This is a genomic window from Bacteroides propionicifaciens DSM 19291 = JCM 14649, assembly GCF_000375405.1.
GTDB lineage: Bacteria > Bacteroidota > Bacteroidia > Bacteroidales > Bacteroidaceae > Bacteroides_E > Bacteroides_E propionicifaciens.
On the sequence record NZ_AQWS01000006.1, the window covers coordinates 38,386 to 56,427 of the forward strand.

General features: G+C 37.9%; 13 protein-coding genes. 6 read left to right on the top strand and 7 right to left on the bottom strand.

The features are described from left to right. Window positions 1-63 precede the first annotated feature (63 nt). Both B091_RS0102815 and B091_RS0102820 read left to right on the top strand, forming a co-directional pair. Window positions 64-681: a lipoprotein signal peptidase gene (locus B091_RS0102815; RefSeq protein ID WP_018108490.1), complete on the top strand. Its 618-nt coding sequence runs from the start codon at window positions 64-66 to the stop codon at window positions 679-681. A gap of 15 nt (window positions 682-696) precedes the next feature. Further along, window positions 697-1,554 (top strand): DUF4296 domain-containing protein, encoded by an 858-nt coding sequence (locus tag B091_RS0102820; RefSeq protein WP_162137967.1) that lies wholly within the window; start codon window positions 697-699, stop codon window positions 1,552-1,554. A 108-nt stretch (window positions 1,555-1,662) separates the two neighbouring features. Here B091_RS0102820 and B091_RS0102825 read toward each other — a convergent pair whose 3' ends face one another. Then, the gene (locus B091_RS0102825) at window positions 1,663-2,424 is read right to left on the bottom strand and encodes a TrmH family RNA methyltransferase (RefSeq protein ID WP_018108492.1); all 762 of its coding nucleotides are present in this window, start codon (window positions 2,422-2,424) and stop codon (window positions 1,663-1,665) included. A 182-nt stretch (window positions 2,425-2,606) separates the two neighbouring features. Between B091_RS0102825 and tamL the strand changes: the two genes are divergently transcribed. Beyond that, window positions 2,607-4,913 carry a translocation and assembly module lipoprotein TamL gene (tamL, locus tag B091_RS0102830; protein WP_018108493.1) on the top strand — a complete coding sequence of 769 codons (2,307 nt, stop codon included), beginning with the start codon at window positions 2,607-2,609 and terminating at the stop codon, window positions 4,911-4,913. 103 nt (window positions 4,914-5,016) lie between these two features. On the opposite strand, the gene B091_RS12440 is transcribed toward tamL, so the two are convergent. Continuing rightward, on the bottom strand, window positions 5,017-5,484 hold the full coding sequence (locus tag B091_RS12440; protein WP_018108494.1) for a DoxX family protein: 468 nt from the start codon (window positions 5,482-5,484) through the stop codon (window positions 5,017-5,019). A gap of 801 nt (window positions 5,485-6,285) precedes the next feature. Here B091_RS12440 and B091_RS0102840 point away from each other — a divergent pair. From B091_RS0102840 to B091_RS0102850, 3 genes are all read left to right on the top strand, one after another. Next, complete coding sequence (locus B091_RS0102840) at window positions 6,286-6,795, top strand: DUF6565 domain-containing protein (protein WP_018108495.1); 510 nt, start codon at window positions 6,286-6,288, stop codon at window positions 6,793-6,795. Between the two features lie 58 nt (window positions 6,796-6,853). Continuing rightward, window positions 6,854-7,726 carry a DUF3078 domain-containing protein gene (locus tag B091_RS0102845; protein ID WP_018108496.1) on the top strand — a complete coding sequence of 291 codons (873 nt, stop codon included), beginning with the start codon at window positions 6,854-6,856 and terminating at the stop codon, window positions 7,724-7,726. 308 nt (window positions 7,727-8,034) lie between these two features. Continuing rightward, complete coding sequence (locus tag B091_RS0102850) at window positions 8,035-8,664, top strand: tetratricopeptide repeat protein (protein ID WP_018108497.1); 630 nt, start codon at window positions 8,035-8,037, stop codon at window positions 8,662-8,664. Between the two features lie 98 nt (window positions 8,665-8,762). Here B091_RS0102850 and B091_RS0102855 read toward each other — a convergent pair whose 3' ends face one another. The 5 genes from B091_RS0102855 to B091_RS0102875 form a co-directional block, all read right to left on the bottom strand. After that, window positions 8,763-9,365, bottom strand: a complete 603-nt coding sequence (locus tag B091_RS0102855) for a response regulator transcription factor (protein WP_018108498.1) — start codon at window positions 9,363-9,365, stop codon at window positions 8,763-8,765. Further along, window positions 9,355-10,059 (bottom strand): hemerythrin domain-containing protein, encoded by a 705-nt coding sequence (locus B091_RS0102860; RefSeq protein ID WP_018108499.1) that lies wholly within the window; start codon window positions 10,057-10,059, stop codon window positions 9,355-9,357. The genes B091_RS0102855 and B091_RS0102860 overlap by 11 nt, the downstream gene beginning before the upstream one ends. A 998-nt stretch (window positions 10,060-11,057) precedes the next feature. Then, window positions 11,058-12,665, bottom strand: a complete 1,608-nt coding sequence (locus B091_RS0102865) for an efflux RND transporter periplasmic adaptor subunit (RefSeq protein ID WP_018108500.1) — start codon at window positions 12,663-12,665, stop codon at window positions 11,058-11,060. Window positions 12,666-12,670: 5 nt separating this feature from the next. Then, window positions 12,671-14,122, bottom strand: a complete 1,452-nt coding sequence (locus B091_RS0102870; protein ID WP_018108501.1) for a TolC family protein — start codon at window positions 14,120-14,122, stop codon at window positions 12,671-12,673. Then, window positions 14,103-17,951 (bottom strand): efflux RND transporter permease subunit, encoded by a 3,849-nt coding sequence (locus B091_RS0102875; protein WP_018108502.1) that lies wholly within the window; start codon window positions 17,949-17,951, stop codon window positions 14,103-14,105. Before B091_RS0102875 ends, B091_RS0102870 begins: the two co-directional genes overlap by 20 nt. Window positions 17,952-18,042 lie beyond the last annotated feature (91 nt).

Here is an 18,042-nt window from a genome sequence, read left to right on the forward strand (position 1 = left end):
ATAACTTTCAACTTTTATTTTATAGAGAACTATTAAAAGAAATAATCTAACTTAAATAAATTAATGGGTAAAACTTCGTCTAAGGGTAAAATGGCCTTGATTACTATTTTAGCTGTATTAATAATAGATCAAGTTCTAAAAGTATGGGTCAAAACCAATATGTATTGGCATGAGAGCATTCGTATAACCGATTGGTTTCATATCTATTTTACAGAGAATAACGGGATGGCTTTTGGTATGGAGTTTATAGGTAAACTCTTTTTAACTTCATTCCGTCTAGTAGCTGTTGTTTTAATTGGTTGGTATTTAGTAAAGACCATCAAGGAGCAGAAAAAGAGAGGATATATCATTTGTATTGCTTTGATTTTTGCTGGTGCTATGGGAAATATTATAGATAGTGTGTTCTATGGCGTTCTATTTAATGATAGTACGTACTCTCAAATCGCAACATTCATGCCCGAAGGGGGAGGATATGCTCCACTTCTATACGGTAGAGTAGTCGATATGTTTTACTTTCCTATCATTGATACTACTTGGCCTCAATGGTTGCCTTATTTGGGTGGAGATCGGTTTATCTTCTTTAGTCCAATCTTTAACTTTGCCGATGCTGCTATTAGCTGTGGAATGATTGCATTGTTGATATTTTACGGTAAGTATTTGAATAAAACTGTTTCAAAATAAAACCATCTGATGCATATGTTTTCTAAAATAGCCTCTATTCTCGTACTGCTAGTTGTTTTTGTCGCTTGTAAACCACAAAAACCTAGTGATGTGTTACCTCCAGAGAAGATGGAGTCCTTCTTATATGATTTTCATATAGCTAAGGCTATCGGAGATGACGAAGAGTACACCAAGCGTTATACGCGTGAATATTACATTGATTATGTTTACGCTAAACACAATATAACCAAAGAGCAATTTGACTATTCGTTGAAGTGGTATACACGCCATATTGACGATATTGCGAAGATTTATGAAAATGTAAGTACCCGACTCTCTGCACAAAAAGATGAAATAGATCAATTAGTAGCTTGGCAATACGATGTACCATTAACTACAATTTCAGGAGATAGTGTAGATGTTTGGGCATGGCATCGTGTTTATCGTCTAAACGGTAAGCCACTTAACAATAAAGTGACCTTTACCCTACCTATCGATTCAAACTTTTATGAGAAAGATAAGATTGAGTGGAATGTTCACTTCAATTTCTCAGACGAGCAAGCACTTGACTCTTTGACTTTTGCTGTAATGCAATTGGGGCTTCAATTTGAAAATGACTCGCTATTATTAAAAACTGAAACTGTTAGTGGTACAGGCAATAAGAGATTGATTTTGCAGTCGGATAGCTTAGGACCAATTAAGAATATTAAAGGTTTTATTTATTTACCTCCTCAAAGCAAAGATTCACGAATGTTGATCGACTCGATATCGATGATGCGTTACCACTTTAAGAATGACTCTATTATTATAGATGAGCTTACGGGAGAAGCAATTTTACCTTCTGATTCAACTCAGGTAAAAGCATCGAATCCTGAGGATAATAAAACAGAGTAAGATGTTATAAATGAATCCCCAATAATGAAGGGTACAGATATAAACAAATATGCGAGAATAGATTCAAGTCTATTCTCGCATATTTGTTTATATAATAAGAATTTATGTTTAGCCACGAGCCTGTCTTCTAAACTCAGCACAGGTGATGGCAGTGGCAATAGCAACATTGAGTGATTCAGCAGATTCACGATTGACCGGATGATTTGGAATGTACAATCTATCAGTTACTAATTGCTCAAGTTCAGGACTGATGCCTTTACCTTCATTTCCCATAATTATGATGCCTCTACTACTCAATGATTTGTCGTATAGGTCATCACCGTCTAAGAATGTTCCGTAGATGGGTATATTGGTATCGAGTGAATTGATAAGCTCTTTTAGACAAACGTAATATACTTTGACACGAGCCATACCGCCCATAGTAGCCTGAATAGTCTTGGTATTGAATATATCGGCTGTATCGAATGAGCAAAATACATGTTCAATGCCAAACCAATCGGCCAATCGAATGATTGTGCCTAAGTTACCAGGGTCTTGCACACCATCGAGCGCTAGGCAAAGCCCCTTATTTATTTCTCGCACGTCGTATTGGTAGGTCGGTTGCTTGAAAAGGGCAATGACTTGTTGTGGTGTTTTAAGCGCACTAGCCTTGCTCAGTTCTTCTTGAGTGATTTCGTAAACTTCGTCGGCCTTATAGGTTGGATGAGCCCTTAGCCACTCTTTAGTAGCAGCAATTAGGTGGCAGTCAAAATAATTATACAGTTCATCAACAAGCTTGGGGCCTTCGGCAACAAACAAACCAAACTCTTTTCTGTACTTCTTTTGCTCCAATGAGCGGATAAATTTTATCTTAGTTTTGCCAATAGCCATAACACATGTATTAATTGAAATAAATGAATTGCAAATTTAACGAATCTCACTAGGCTTTGCCCATTAAAGTCGCAATTTTATTTATGTCTCTTAAATATAGTACAGTAGCCGACTATAAATTTTAACAAGCCGAAAAGAGGTATTATCTTTGTTCTAAAATAACCCTACTATAATAATCGTATATGCGGAGCTTTTCATCTCTGATTTTCATTCTACTATCCCTGATACTGTTTTCGGCCTGTTCGACAACTAAGTTTGTCCCACAGGGTGAATATCTTCTTGATGAGGTGAAAATATCAAGTGATGATAAATCTATTAAGCCCAGCGAAATGCGTGTTTATGTTCGTCAACATCCCAATACACGTTGGTTTAGTATATTTAAGACTCCACTTTATGTGTATAATATGTCGGGGAAAAAGCATCCTAATCGCTGGTACAATAAGTTTTTTAGAAAGATCGGAGATGCACCAGTTATTTACAACCAATCCGATGCTGATCGTTCAAGGTTTGAGATTCTGAAAGCCGTACAAAATATGGGATATCTTGGTGCAACAGTGCAGCAACATATTACGACTAAGAAAAAGAAGCTCACTTTGTCATTTGATATAGATGCTGGAGAGCCTTATATAGTTCGTAATGTCTCAAGATTAATCAATGACTCTCATATTGATAGTTTACTGCAAGGAGATTCAGTAAATTCACTCCTAAAGCCAGGTATGAACCTGAATGTTTCTGTACTTGATGCTGAAAGGGACCGTATAACACGAAAGCTTGCTAACGAAGGATATTATAAGTTTAATAAAGACTATATATCCTATCATGCCGATACGGTACTAAATAGCCGTGAAGTTGATCTTACACTTCATTTGCATGCCTATCGTGATAAACTCTCCAACGAAATCAAACTGCATCCTCAATATAATGTCAATAGTGTGAGCTTTATTGCTAACTACGATTTGCTTGAGTCGGCTAGTATTGAATCTATCTCAATCAATGACTCTGTGCATTATAAAGGTATCCCAATATATTTTAAGGATAAGCTTTATATGAGGCCCAAAATCATTGCTGAAGCTTCGGCAATCAAAGCTGACACGCTCTATAATGCTTCACAAGTACAGCGTACCTATAATAATCTAGGAAGATTCAGTGCCCTAAAATATACGAATATCAACTTTGTGGAGAATGCTTTGGACAGCACTCTACTCAATGCTTATATTCTTTTGACCCGTGCAAAAGATAAATCGGTAAGCTTTGAGATTGATGGAACCAATTCAGCTGGAGATTTGGGGGCAGCTGCGGCCGTTTCTTTTCAACACCGCAATTTATTCAAAGGTTCTGAGACCTTTAATGCTCGTCTTCGAGGAGCTTTTGAGGCTATAAGCAATTTGCCAGGGTATGATAAGAGAAACTACAACGAGCTGGGAGCCGAAACCAGTATTACCTTTCCACGATTCTTATTTCCTTTTCTCTCATCAGACTTTAGACAGAAGATTAGAGCCAATACAGAGTTTGGTCTTCAGTATAATTATCAAAGACGTCCCGAGTTTTCTCGAATCCAAACTTCAGGAAATTGGAGTTACAAGTGGCAGAAAAAGACTGGACAGCAATTTCGGATTGATCTCTTAGATATTAACTACCTCTATATGCCCACTATTTCGGAGAAGTTTAAGAATGACTACCTGAATAATGGGAATAATTATATTCTTGAATACAACTACAAGGATCGATTAATCTTAAGTACGGGCTTTAGTTATACCTACAATAGCTTACAAATGACAGGCTTTGGTAAGGTTCCAAACAAGAGTTCATATACGCTTCGTTTTGGTGTGGAGTCGGCAGGTAATCTGCTGTATGCAATTTCCAACATGGTTAACTCTAATAAAAACAGTGATGGCGAATACAAACTGCTAAGCATTCCTTATGCTCAATACCTGAAGGGCGATTTCAGCATTGCTCGCAACTTGGTGGTTGATGAGCGCAACTCTGTTGTGTTTTATATGAGTCTTGGATTGGCTTATCCATATGGTAACGCAGGAGTTATTCCGTTTGAGAAACGCTACTTCGCTGGTGGAGCTAACAGTGTACGTGGTTGGTCCGTGCGTAGGTTAGGGCCAGGGTCTTTTTCTGGTGATGGTAACTTCTTAAACCATTCGGGAGACATTAAGCTTGATCTGAGTGTTGAGTATCGTACCAAGTTATTCTGGTTGTTGCGTGGGGCCTTCTTTATTGACGCTGGTAATATTTGGACCATCCGTGAATATGACTCTCAACCTGGTGGACAATTTCTATTTAATAAATTCTACAAACAGATTGCTGTAGCTTATGGTCTAGGGCTTCGTTTCGACTTTGATTTCTTTGTTATTCGTCTTGATGGGGGAATGAAGGCAATTAACCCCGAATACGAAAGGGGTAGAGGGAAGTATCCAATCATTCGCCCAAGCTTGAAGCGTGATTTCGCTTTTCATTTTGCTGTAGGGTATCCATTTTGATGCTACTTTGCTAATTCGATTAGGATACGAGAACTGTAATTACATAAATAAAGCCATAACATGACACATGCTATGGCTTTTATATTTGGAATATACTATTGATTTAAGCTCGTGGACTTCTTAATCTGCTTCTCTTATTCTTACGACCTAAATAATTACCTATTACATAATCTACAGAGAATTTCCCTGGTCCAGCAAACAATAATACTACAAACATCGATAAATATATGAATGCTAGTTCACGCGTTGCGAATGGATCAGAACCGTGCACAACAAAATAAGCAATAAACATGGTCACTATCATTGGGATAATTGATAATCGAAAGAAAAATCCTAGGATGAAGCCAAATGAACAAATTAGCTCCCCAAAAATAGCCAAGACAAGAGATGACCGACTAGAAATATTGAGAGGGTCAGGAAATGAATTTTGCAACAATTCAAAGTTAGACCATTTAGCCAAACCATGGTTAAGAAACAATACTCCAAAGATTATCCTCAATGCTAATAGAAGTAAATTGTAACTGTTGCACATGGATTTATGCGGAAATAAAATTTTCAATACGATGTTCATGTTTTTTATCTTAGGAAGTTATGATTCATAAATTTATAAATACTTATCAAATAAAGTACTATGTTTTCGCTATTATTAACCTATAAAGTATGCCTAGTAGCTGACGTAGTTTTGGCCAGTTGGTTATTCCTGGAAATATAACTATCCTAAGGCCAAAGGCTTGTGCAAACTAGGAGTTCCATTGATTGTTAATATTATTACTTGACAAGTATATTGGATAGATGAAATAATGTAAAAGTATAAATTCTATATCATTGCATTTGTGTTGCAATGGAGTCTTGATTCAATTACAATACGATTGTTCAAATTAACTTTCTTACAGACTTATATTTATCCTGATTTGGTCTAAATGTCTTTAAAATGACTTTCCTTATATCAAGCTTATCGATTCGCTAGCAACAACTAATATTGTATTCGTAAAGCTTAAACGTGAATTATACTTCTACCTTATCATGACATATTAGATTTGGATAATCGTATAATAAATAAGAATTAAATAAAGTTCTACTGCAATATAAGCCTTACAAGCTTATGAAATTATATTTACATCGGATATGAATTGCATTCGATCACTGAAGTGCAACTGAAATTTATTTGGTATAGTTTCTGCTTTCTGATCTTATAGAGTAATCTTTAATCTTGTATTTATTAAAATATGTAGAAATAAGTGACTCTTTTACTAAACAAATCAGATCATATAATAGTTATTTATTACAAGTTCAAAAGATGGGCTATTATTGTGGTTCGAACCATAAAGACAAAGCCGTGTAAAGATGTATTTAATTATAAAATAAAGAAGATATGAAAAAGGTGTTAATCCTATGTGCAACAATATTTATGTTATCTGCTTGCAGTGGAAACCGAAGTAAATCGAGTGAAGGTAGTGTATTCTCGACCGAGGAAGTGAAAAAATTTATCGATGACACCTCTAAAGATGCAGCTAAGTTTACTTCAGAGCAATGGGTAAAATTAGAAAAAGAATATGAGGATTTGCTCAAGAAAGCAAATGAAGCAGGTGACAAGCTTAGCAATGAAGATAGAGAGACATTAGGGCGTCTTAAGAAGACATTTGAAGCTAAGAAGGCCGAAGGTCAGAAATCAATAAAAGATTTTAAGGACAAGACCTTAGACGCAATGGGCGATATGAAAGACGACTTTAATGAGTCAATTAATGATGAGGTAGATAAAGCAAGCAAGTCTGTAGACAAGCAGCTTGAGAACTCTAAAAAAGAAGCAGCTCAGCAGATTGAAAAAGCTCAAAAGTCAGCTAATAAGAAAATTGATGAGGTTAGTGATACGTTATCTAAGTAAAATATAGATAACTCAAGATAATAAGCTAAACACATTCATCTATAATCAAAAAAGGAACATGAAAAAAGGATTGATTTTAGGATTGGGTTTAATGATAGGAAGTTTATCGTTTGCCCAAGATATTGAAAATAAAACATGGACATTCAAAGGTGTAACAGGGTTAAATGCATCGCAAACAGCTTTAGTTAACTGGTCTGCTGGTGGGAATAACACTGTTGCAATCAATGGTTTTTTAAATCTCAGTGCTAACTACAAAAAGGACAAGTATTTTTGGAACAATAATCTCTCAACCGAGTATGGTAGTACTTATACTAAGAGCAATGGTTGGGTAAAAAGTGTGGATAGATTGCAATTGACAACTACTTTTGGATATCAAATTGCAACTAAATGGTACTTAGCTACGCTCGCAGATTTTAAAACTCAATATGACAAAGGATATAATAAGCCTGAGGATGAAAATTACATTTCAAAGTTCATGGCACCAGGCTACTTGAATATATCCGTTGGTTTTGATTATAAGCCTTCTAGTGCGCTCTCTGTCTATTTATCTCCAATCAATGCGAAAATGACTTTTGTCGCAGATAAATACCTTTCTGACATAGGTGCTTTTGGTGTAACTAAGGGCGATCGCTTTAAAATAGAAGCTGGAGCTTTGGCTAGAGGGACTTACACAAAAGAGATTATGGAGAATGTGACACTTATAACTAAGCTTGAATTATTCTCTGCATATAATAATCATTTTGGGAATATCGATGTTAACTGGGAAAACATCATTAACATGAAAGTTAATAAATTCCTAAATGCTAATATTCATACTAATCTAGTATATGATAATGATGTTAGAGAATATGATACAGCTGGGAATGTGGTAAAAGGACCTCGTGTTCAATTCAAAGAGATGATTGGTGTAGGCATTGCTTATAACTTCTAAATAGACTTAGCTGAATAATATAATAGCGAGATTCTTAGCAATTAAGGATCTCGCTATTTTTATGATCAAGCTTCAATGCAGATGTAATGTATTGACCTTATTAATACAAAGCAGATGTCTTGTTAATGAGATGGAGTGTTAAAACTCGCTAGCTATAGGGTTTATGCTTAGTTTATATTTGCTATTTACGTTTGTTTTCTTGTCATTTATAGAATCTTAAATTTTGTATAACAAATACTATAAACTTGGTAAACACCTAAGTATCTCAAATATACTTTATGTTTACTTGGACATTTAAATCTTGAATTATGAAAAACTATCAAACAATCAAAAGACAGGCCGAAGATGATGATCCAGTAGCTCAATATGAGTTAGCACTAATGTATTTAGAGGGAAATAAAATCGAACAGGATTTTGATTTAGCTATTGACTGGTTAAAACGAGCTGGTCATCAGGGCTATGACCCAGCTCAAAATTGCTTGGGAATTTTGTATAGTGAGGGGAAGGGAGTTGAACAAAACTATCTTAAAGCTTCAAACTGGTACAAGAAGGCTGCCATTCTAGGTAATCCAAATGCTCAGTTTAATTTGGCTTGTATGTACCGTAATGGTTTGGGCGTAAAGCAAGATTTTAGCGAAGCTTTCACTTGGTATCGGGAAGCCGCACAGCAAGGTGATAGCGCAGCTCAAAATAATCTTGCGGTGATGTATAAAAATGGTGAGGGTATGAAGGTTGACTTAGAAAAAGCTTTTCAACTCTTTAAGTTATCCGCTGCTCAGGGTGATAGTAAAGCTCAAGTCAATCTGGCCGAAATGTATGAAAATGGTTGGGGGACAGCGGTAGATATAGATACTGCACTTTTATTTTACCAAAAGTCTGCCGAAAAAGACAATCCAAGAGCTAAAGCTAAGGTTCTAAGTATTAAAGCGCTTCATTAATAAGCACTCATTATTATAATACAACTCAAAAGGGTATATCAGATTTCAGCACTGATATACCCTTTTTGAGTTGTATTTATTAAAATAGCTTATACACTTTAGTCAGCTTGAATCTCATTAATGTCGACAAGCTTGTTGACGATTGCATAAATAGTTAGGCCTGAAGCGCTGTGTATTTGAAGTTTCTTCGTGATGTTTTTTCTATGTGTATTGACTGTGTGTACCGAAAGGAAGAGGTGATCGGCAATCTCCTTGTTGGTCATACCTTTGACAATGCAGATTACAACCTCTTTTTCACGATCGGTTAATGTCTCTTGTTCATCATCAGAGTCCTCTCGATTGATTAGTTTTAATATCGTATCGCCAATTTTGGCTAGCGAGTCAAATATTGTAATCGTGGCATCAAAGTTATTTAAGACACTCGGGTCAGTATGTGTCGTGGCCAGAGCAACAACCTTCACCTTTACCTCGTCTTGCTCTGTTTGTAGGCAATCGAAATTAAAAAAACCATTAAAGTAGGGGTTTACTATAAGTATATCTATAGGTTGCGTTCTCAAGCAGTCTTCTAAACCAGCACAAGTACTGATTTCTACGGCTTGAATATTAAGTTTGGGTAAGCGTTTTAGAGCTGTATACATTCCAGATCTCACAATAACTGATTGATCAGCAATAGCTACAGAAATCGTATCCCTAGTCTTCATTTTTAATTAGTTTCTGTTCATAATTTAGCACTAAAGGGGAGAAAAGATAATCTTCAATCTTGCAGTGCCATTCGAGTCCTTTTTCGCATTCAAAGATATCAAGTAAGGCCGACATTAGCATATAATTGTCAACATCAGCGGGGGTATACTTAATAATAATACTCTTGAGTTCGGTCAGTCTTTCGCCAACCAAATCATGGTGCTTAGAATAGGTCTTAATCTTAAATGTTGGTGTTTGCTCACCTTTAAGTAGGTTCTCTACATAAATGAACACGGTTTGATCTTCGTAATCCATATGCTTCTTAATCTCACGCATATACTCATCAAAGGCCTTAATAATTAGTTGTCCAACTTTATCTTTCGACAAAGAGGTCGCTTTAACCAGTTTTTCTCGAATACTTGGTAAGAGATTATCAAGATAATAGATATGCGTCTGTCTGAGATACGTGATTAAGCAGGGCAAAGATAACTCGTGATCGTGAGTCTCAATGCTCGAAAAACCACTAGTAACAAAGTTTACAACAGTCAAAAAAGTTGCGCAGTCAACGTTACTTAATTTACAGACTTGGTCAACCGTTCGATCGCCAAATCCTAAGGATATTCCAAAACATGCCAATACTTGTAGCAGCGTATCGTCGCCACTAATGAGTGATGACATCTTATCTTTGGAACTATATTGTGTGATTTGAACCATTTTAATGAATTTCTTAATCAATTAATAACAAAGGAACTAATAATTTTTGCATTTATCAATCCCCATAACTAGGTATTAATGCATTTAGGAACCATATTGTTTTGCCCACTAGGCAAGAATATTTGTATCTGAGCTTATAACCTCTATAATGGGGTAGGACTAAGATGATTACCGAAGTGTATATATAAAAGCGAAACGGAATAGATACTCACGTACATACTCCGTCTCTTCCAATTAATTAGTAATACTATTTTTCTAGTTAAGGTTTCATATTTATAAATTATAAACATGAAAGTATTTATAAAAAAACAGTTTAGTGATATAGAGTAGCTTAAAATTAATTCACATAATAATATTTTAGAACAAAAGCGCTTTCGATTCTTACTCTATAGTAAGTATTATATCTATATCGACTACTAGCAAATATATATTAATAATTGTTAGTGTGCAAGCATTAACTAATCTATTATGTAAGCTTTATTTGTATTGAAATAGCTCTTATTTGTGTACTAAGCCTGCCTAGACCTGTCTCTAATGAAGGAATACTAAGCTTGATTTATCAAGTTGTTTATTTCAATTCAAATACGAATATTGTTTAATTTTATGAATGAAATCTTAATGTAATATGGTGATCTACTGATTTATGTACCAATGTTTTATTGTTGAAAATACGTTACTATAATAGGATTATTGTGTAGTTAATTTGTAGTAAATTATAATGCATACTTTTAGATTAATAGCTTTTATAATTGCCTGTCTTTTAGTTTTTGATGAATAAATATTCTTATTAATATACAAATTGATCATTCTTCTTTAAGCACTTACTAGCTTTGATCAGCCCAGTAAGTGGGAACGGCTAAATGAGCTAGTCGGAGTGATCAAATGAGTAGGTCGTTTTTTAGGCTAGGGTAAAATAAAAGAGGACCGTATAAAGTCCTCTTTTATTTTAAAACTAGTTCCGTCATTTTTTTTAGTTTGACGTGTATTATTATTATTGACTACCTATAGTGGCAACATCCTGGTAAAGCATTATAAGTTACTTCATCAGCCTTGTCTTTATCTGTATCGTGGCCTACAGCAGCAATAGCTTTAGATATTTTGTCTAAATCTGTTTTGCTTTGATTGAAGTCTAGATGAAGTTCTTGTCCTTTCAAATCGTAATGTGCACTAAGCACACCATCAACAGATTTTGCAGCCTTCTCTATTCTGTCCTTACACATTTCACAAGCACCTTTTACACCCAACATTGCGTGTTTCGTGTCTTTACTATCTGTTTTGGCTTCTGCCCCATGATGAGCGTGACTACCTGTAGAGCTAGTGCCCGCCTGATCGTTCATCATACTTCTTTTACCCTCCAACTGTGCACTTGCATCAATTACAAAGGCGCCATTGGTGACTACTTCTTCACCTTCCGATAGTCCCGACAAGATGACATAAGAGTTTCCTAGTGAAGGGCCTAAGGTTACTTCCCGCAATAAAAATGCTGCTGCATTAATATCGGGTTGCTTGACATACACGATTGATCGTTTACCTGTCCAAAGTATAGCAGACTTAGGTATAATTATTTGATTTAAGTGTTCTGTCAGGGTTGCTTTGATTTTGGCACTGGCATACATTTCGGGTTTGAGAGCTAAATTAGCATTGGGTATTGCCACCCTAACTTTGGCTGTACGGGTAGTCTTATCAATTATCGGGTTGATAAATGAAATCTTACCACTAAACACCTTCTCTGGTATAGCTTGTACCGTGAATTCCAATTTATCTCCAACTTTTAAGAAGGGTAAATCGATTTCATAAGCATCAAACATGACCCATACTTGCGAAAGATTAGACACGTTAAAAAGCACTGACCCTTGAGAGACGTAATCTCCTTCGTTTACTCGCTTTTCGACAACAATACCATTTGTGTTGGCCTTAATATCAATAGTCGGCGATACCACACCAGATGCCTCTATTTGAGCGATTTGATTATCACTTAACTTCCAAAGACGAAGCTTTTCTCTTGCAGCCTCTAATAAGTCGGGTTGTAATCCTACTAATTTTTGTGCTTCAAGTAACTCTTGTTGTGCATTTTGGAGGTCGGGTGAATAGATTCGGGCTATAACCTGACCTTTACTAACGCTTTCTCCTGTGAAGTTTATATAGAGCTTCTCGATTCTACCGCTTACATGCGCTGTTTGCGACTGAACTAAGCGTTCGTCAGCTTGGATTGTTCCGTATAGAGAGATATCCTTAGTTGGGTTATCCTTGCTCACTACAGTCGTTTCAACATTGGCTAGTGCCATAGCTTCGGGTGAGAGTTGGATAGCATCCATATCTACTTGCTCGTCAGAATTGGCTGATGAACGCATGGGGGTTAAATCCATCCCACAAATAGGGCATTTACCTGGTTTATCTTGTTTAATTTGTGGGTGCATAGAACAGGTCCAAACAGTAGGTTGCGCAGCCTGAGCAGCATGATCATGTTCTTCTTCACCTTCGTGCGAATGTGGTACTCCACCTTTGCCAAAAAACACCCAACCCAGAAACACACCAATAAATATAAATACTCCGTAACGGAAGTATCTGTTTCTGGTAATCGTATTTAATATGCTATTCTTTTTCATAATGATTAATCTTCTTTTGTAACGTAGTTAAACGAAATAGTACTTTGGATGGCAGCAACCTGCGTATTATAATTGGCAATTGCTTGAGCCTCCTTTAGCTTATAATCTAAGAGCTGACGATGGATCTGAATCAGATTGGTTAAATCTGTCTTGCCAACAGCAAACTCTTTAAGTCCCAGATTATAGGTCGTCTGCGCCAAGTCAGATTGCCTATTGTAAAGCAATATCTTTCGATCAGCATCCTCTAGACTATTCTTAGCTTGATGAATTTGACTGTTGAGGTTGTTTAGCGTACTAATATACTTTTGTTGAGCCATTTGTTGTCTCCACTTACTTTCGCGCTGTTGAGCCTTGTATTTACCTCTGTATATCGGTAGGCTGATTGAGATCATCGGCATTACCATATCGTCTCCATTCATACTTCCCATACCCAGCATAGCATCCGATGTTTTATTGATCAGCATATACTGAACACCTATACCCAACATAGGGTAACTCATTCGTCTATTCATTTTTCCCATTTCTCGATAAGCACTTTGCTCTTGTTCGAGCATGCCTAACATAGGGTTTTTGGCAATTAACTCCGACTCCATACTTTGACTCATTGCAAAAGCAGTTTTGTCAATTGTTTCGGGCAATAGAATTGGAGAGTCAATAGGGCGGTTCAGTAGGGTATTGAATATGGCTTCTTCGGTATTTAAGTTGGCCAGTATGGTCTCCATATTGTCGTCCAACTCTAAAATTTCCAATTCAATGCGAAGCACCTCCGACATTCCGAGTGAACTACTTCCCATGTCACTACCCATTCCCGACATGCCCGATGATGGTGCAGGACTGCTAGCTGACTCATTCGATTTACTCGACATACCGCTCATTCCCGACATACCACCACCAGTTATTGGTGCTGCAGCACTAGTTGTTGCAGGAGGAGTATAGCTCGGTGTGGCTGAAGATTGTGGTGAAGAGAAACGTCGCAAGGCCAAGCTTTTGAGTTGCAATAACAGCTCTTTATTGTATTGATTATTGCGCAGTTGCTCTTTCAAGGCCAACATCTTGTACCATTGGGTATAGACTTGTAGAAAGACATTGTTACGGGTTTCTCTAAACTGCTCATAAGTCATTTTAGCCATATGTGTAGCCTCGTTGCGAGCAGCTTTCTTTGTCCCAAACCAAGGGAACATTTGCATCAGTGTAAAGTCAGCTACCTGACGTCCACCAACAATGTCCATAGGTTTGAAGAAAAAACCAACCTCTAGGGTAGGATCTTCTAGAGCCCTAACTTGCGGAACTTTTTGCCAAGCAGCTTTGTAATTGGCAAATCCCGAACGTACGTCTGGATTATTCTCAGCTGCTATTTGTAGATAAACATTCAACGAATCTTTATCAGAAGCATAGGATAGGGGTGCGAGCAAAAGCACCATCAGTCCTAATATTAATTTATGCTTGATTTGTATCATGTTTCTTGTTTTGTTTTTTTTGATTACGTTTAAAAATAGCCTCTCTCCACCAGCATTGGAATACTGGTACCACAAACATGGTCATCGACTGAATCAACATTCCTCCAAAGGTTGGAATTGCCATCGGTACCATAATATCGGCTCCCTTACCTGTTGAGGTTAATACTGGGAGTAGAGCAATCAGAGTTGTTGCGGTGGTCATCGCTGCGGGGCGTACACGCTTGAGACCTGCATAAACAACAGCATCACGAATTTCGCTAGGCGTGTTTGGTTTCAATCTCTCGAATGTATCGTGAATATAAGTACCCATGATTACCCCATCGTTGGTCGAAATTCCAAACAGGGCAATAAACCCTACCCAAACAGCAATACTCAGATTGATGGGGTGCATCTGGAACAGATCTCGCATATTCATATCTCCGATAGAGAAATTCATAAACCAAGGTTCTCCGTATAGCCACAGCAAGATAAATCCTCCTGCAAAAGCTACGAATACCCCTGAGAAGTGAATAAGTGAAGCTGTAATCGACTTAAATTGGAAGTATAGAATGAGCAGAATCACAATCAAGCTCAGTGGAATGACCAATAATAAGCGTTTCGAAGCTTGAGCTTGCTGCTCGTAGTTACCAGCAAATGCATAACCTACACCTTCAGGCAGTACTAATTCGCCAGAAGCTAGCTTCTCTCTAAGCACCTTATCGGCTTCACGGACTACATCGACCTCTGCCTTACCTGCTACCTTATCAAAGATAACGTAACCAATAAGGAAGGTGTTTTCGCTCTGAATCATTTGAGCTCCACGCGTATATTCGATATCTGCCACTTCCTCTAGTGGAATCTGAGCCCCCATGCCTGTAGGTATAATTAGCTTACCTAAATCTTCAGGATTTTCTCTAAGCTCACGAGGGTAGCGCAAACGAACAGGGAAACGTTCTCTTCCTTCTACAGTTGTGGTCAATTCCATCCCACCTACCGCAGAACTAATAATCTCCTGTAGGTCGGCTACAGTGATTCCGTAACGTGCCATCTTTTCTCTATTGAGTTTGATTTCAATGTAGGGAGCACCTACTGCACGGTCGTAGAATACTGTCGAAGGCATTACAGATGGAACATCTTTGAGTGCCTCTTCAAGAGCTTTACCGCCTTCTTCAATGGCTTCAAGATTTGGTCCGTTTACTTTTAGTCCGATAGGAGCACGCATGCCCGTTGATAGCATCACTAACCTGGCCTCAATGGGTTGTAGTTTGGGTGAAGCTGTCATGCCTGGAAGGTGCGAGACATTGACAATCTCTTGCCAAATGTCGTCTGGATTGCGAATCTCTGGTCTCCATTGGCGGAAGTAGTTTCCACGCTTATCGGGGATTAGACTATCTGTGGGTACAATTCTAAAGGCACTTTCTTTAGGATTATAAGTACCACCATTAGCCAAGACGAAAGCACCATCTCTATCTACTTTGAAACGTTGTCTGTTACCATCTTTGTTGAGCTTATATTCGGGGTAATAGCTAATGGTATTCTCGAACATTTGAGTAGGAGCTGGGTCGAGTGCAGAGTTTACACGTCCCCACTTACCAACTGTAATTTCGACCTCAGGAATGTTTTGTACCCGTTTATCGAGCAAGGCAATCATTTCTAAGTTTTGCTCAATTCCGGTATGAGGCATGGTTACGGGCATCAGTAAGAATGAACCCTCGTTTAAGCTAGGCATAAACTCCTCTCCAATACCTGGAAAACGGTCGCTACTTGCTTGCCAAAAACTAGTTTGACGGAAGCTTTTCCAACCAACAAGCTCAAACCCTTTGGCTACAAATCCAAAAGTGCTATTGAAGCCCAACCAAATAACTAGCCCGAAAACAAGAGTTGATGCTGGGATAAGCATAAACTTCCAGCGGTGATCTAAACACCAGTGCAAAATATTTTCGTAGTAGATAACTAGAAGCCATAGCACCGCTAATATCAAGCCTATAATTCCTAAAACAAAGAAAAAGTTTAGTCCAAAGCTATCTTCTGTTCCTAGCGGTAACCACTGATTTGTTAGATAGAAGATTGCTACGAAAACGGCTATGCCAACATTAATATAGTTGTATAAGTTCTTGTTTTTGTATTGGTGTGCAATAAGGTTATTGATACCAAACAGAGGCAATGCTAGTGCAATAATCTCTCCATAAACGATAGTAAGCACTACACCAAGAACGATTAATGCATAGTTGGCAATCTTCTTAATGATGCTTGACTGAATTCGGAGCGACAACACATAATATGCAATGGTTGGGATAAGTAGAATACCCAAAATAAAGGCCGTTCCTAGTGCATAGGTTTTAGTAAATGCTAGTGGACGGAACAGTTTTCCCTCTTGAGCTTGCATTGCAAATACGGGCAAGAAACTCACAATCGTTGTAAGCATTGCCGTAGTCAAAGCTCCTGAAACCTCGCTAACTCCATTATAAATCAGTTGAGCAAATGCTTTACCCTTTCGTTTTACTTGGGGGTTCTCGTCCATATGCCGCAGAATATTTTCGACCAAGACAACCCCCACATCGACCATCACACCAATAGCAATGGCAATACCTGATAGGGCGACAATATTGGCTTCAATGCCAGTATAACGCATTATAATAAAAGTAGCTAGTACCGCAATGGGTAGAATGCTTGATATAATGATAGAGGCTCTTAGGTTGAAGACCAAGACAATCACAACGATAATACTAATAATGATTTCGTGCGATAAAGCTTCTTCGAGTGTACCCACAGTTTCCTGGATAAGCCCCGAACGATCGTAAAAAGGTACAATGGTAACTTTGGAGACCGTACCATCAGCTAGAGTCTTCTGTGGTAAACTAGCATCAAGTTCAGCAATGAGGTCTTTTACGTTATTTATTACCTGCATAGGGTTTGAACCGTAACGGGCAACAACAACTCCTCCAACAGCCTCAATCCCTTCTTTGTCGAGACCTCCGCGACGAGTAGCTGGACCCAAGTTGACGAATGCAACATCTTTAATTTTAACAGGTACACCTTGGCGGACAGTAATTACTGCCTCGTCGAGATCAGCAACACTCTTAATATATCCTAGCCCACGTACTAAGTACTCAGCTTTGTTAATCTCAACAGTTTCGGCACCGATGTCTTGGTTACTCTTTTGAACGGCACTCATTACGTCCATGATAGTGACATTGAATGCACGCATTTTATCAGGGTCAACTTCTACTTGATACTCCTTAACAAAGCCTCCGACCGAAGCAACCTCTGAAACACCTTCGGCTGCTGCAAGTCCGTACTTAACTTGGAAGTCTTGAATCGTACGAAGTTCACTCGGGTTCCATCCACCAGTAGGTTCACCTGTTTGTGGGTTACGCCCCTCGAGTGTATACCAATAGATTTGTCCCAAAGCAGTAGCGTCAGGTCCTAAAGCAGGGGTAACTCCTTCGGGGAGTGTTCCGGCAGGCAGAGAGTTTAATTTTTCAAGTATGCGAGATCTACTCCAGTAAAACTCTACATCATCGTTAAATATGACATAGATGATAGACATCCCAAACATAGAAGTACTACGAATGGTCTTTACACCAGGAGTACCCAGTAGGGCTGTTGTTAGTGGATAAGTAATCTGATCTTGAATGTCTTTGGGAGATCGTCCCATCCAATCGGTAGCAACGATTTGCTGATTCTCTCCGATATTGGGGATAGCATCAACAGGAACAGGATCGCTAGGTAAGACTCCACCGTGCCAATTAAATGGTGCTGTAGAAATCCCCCATAACACCACGCTTACTAAAAGAAGCACAGTGATGAGCCTATTCTTTAAAAAATAGTCAATGATTTTATTCAACATGAGTTTTGATATTTATATCTATTAATGTGATAGCATAAGTACTCAACCCCACAATTAAGGGTTAAGTTTAGTAAAACACCCTTTTTAACTT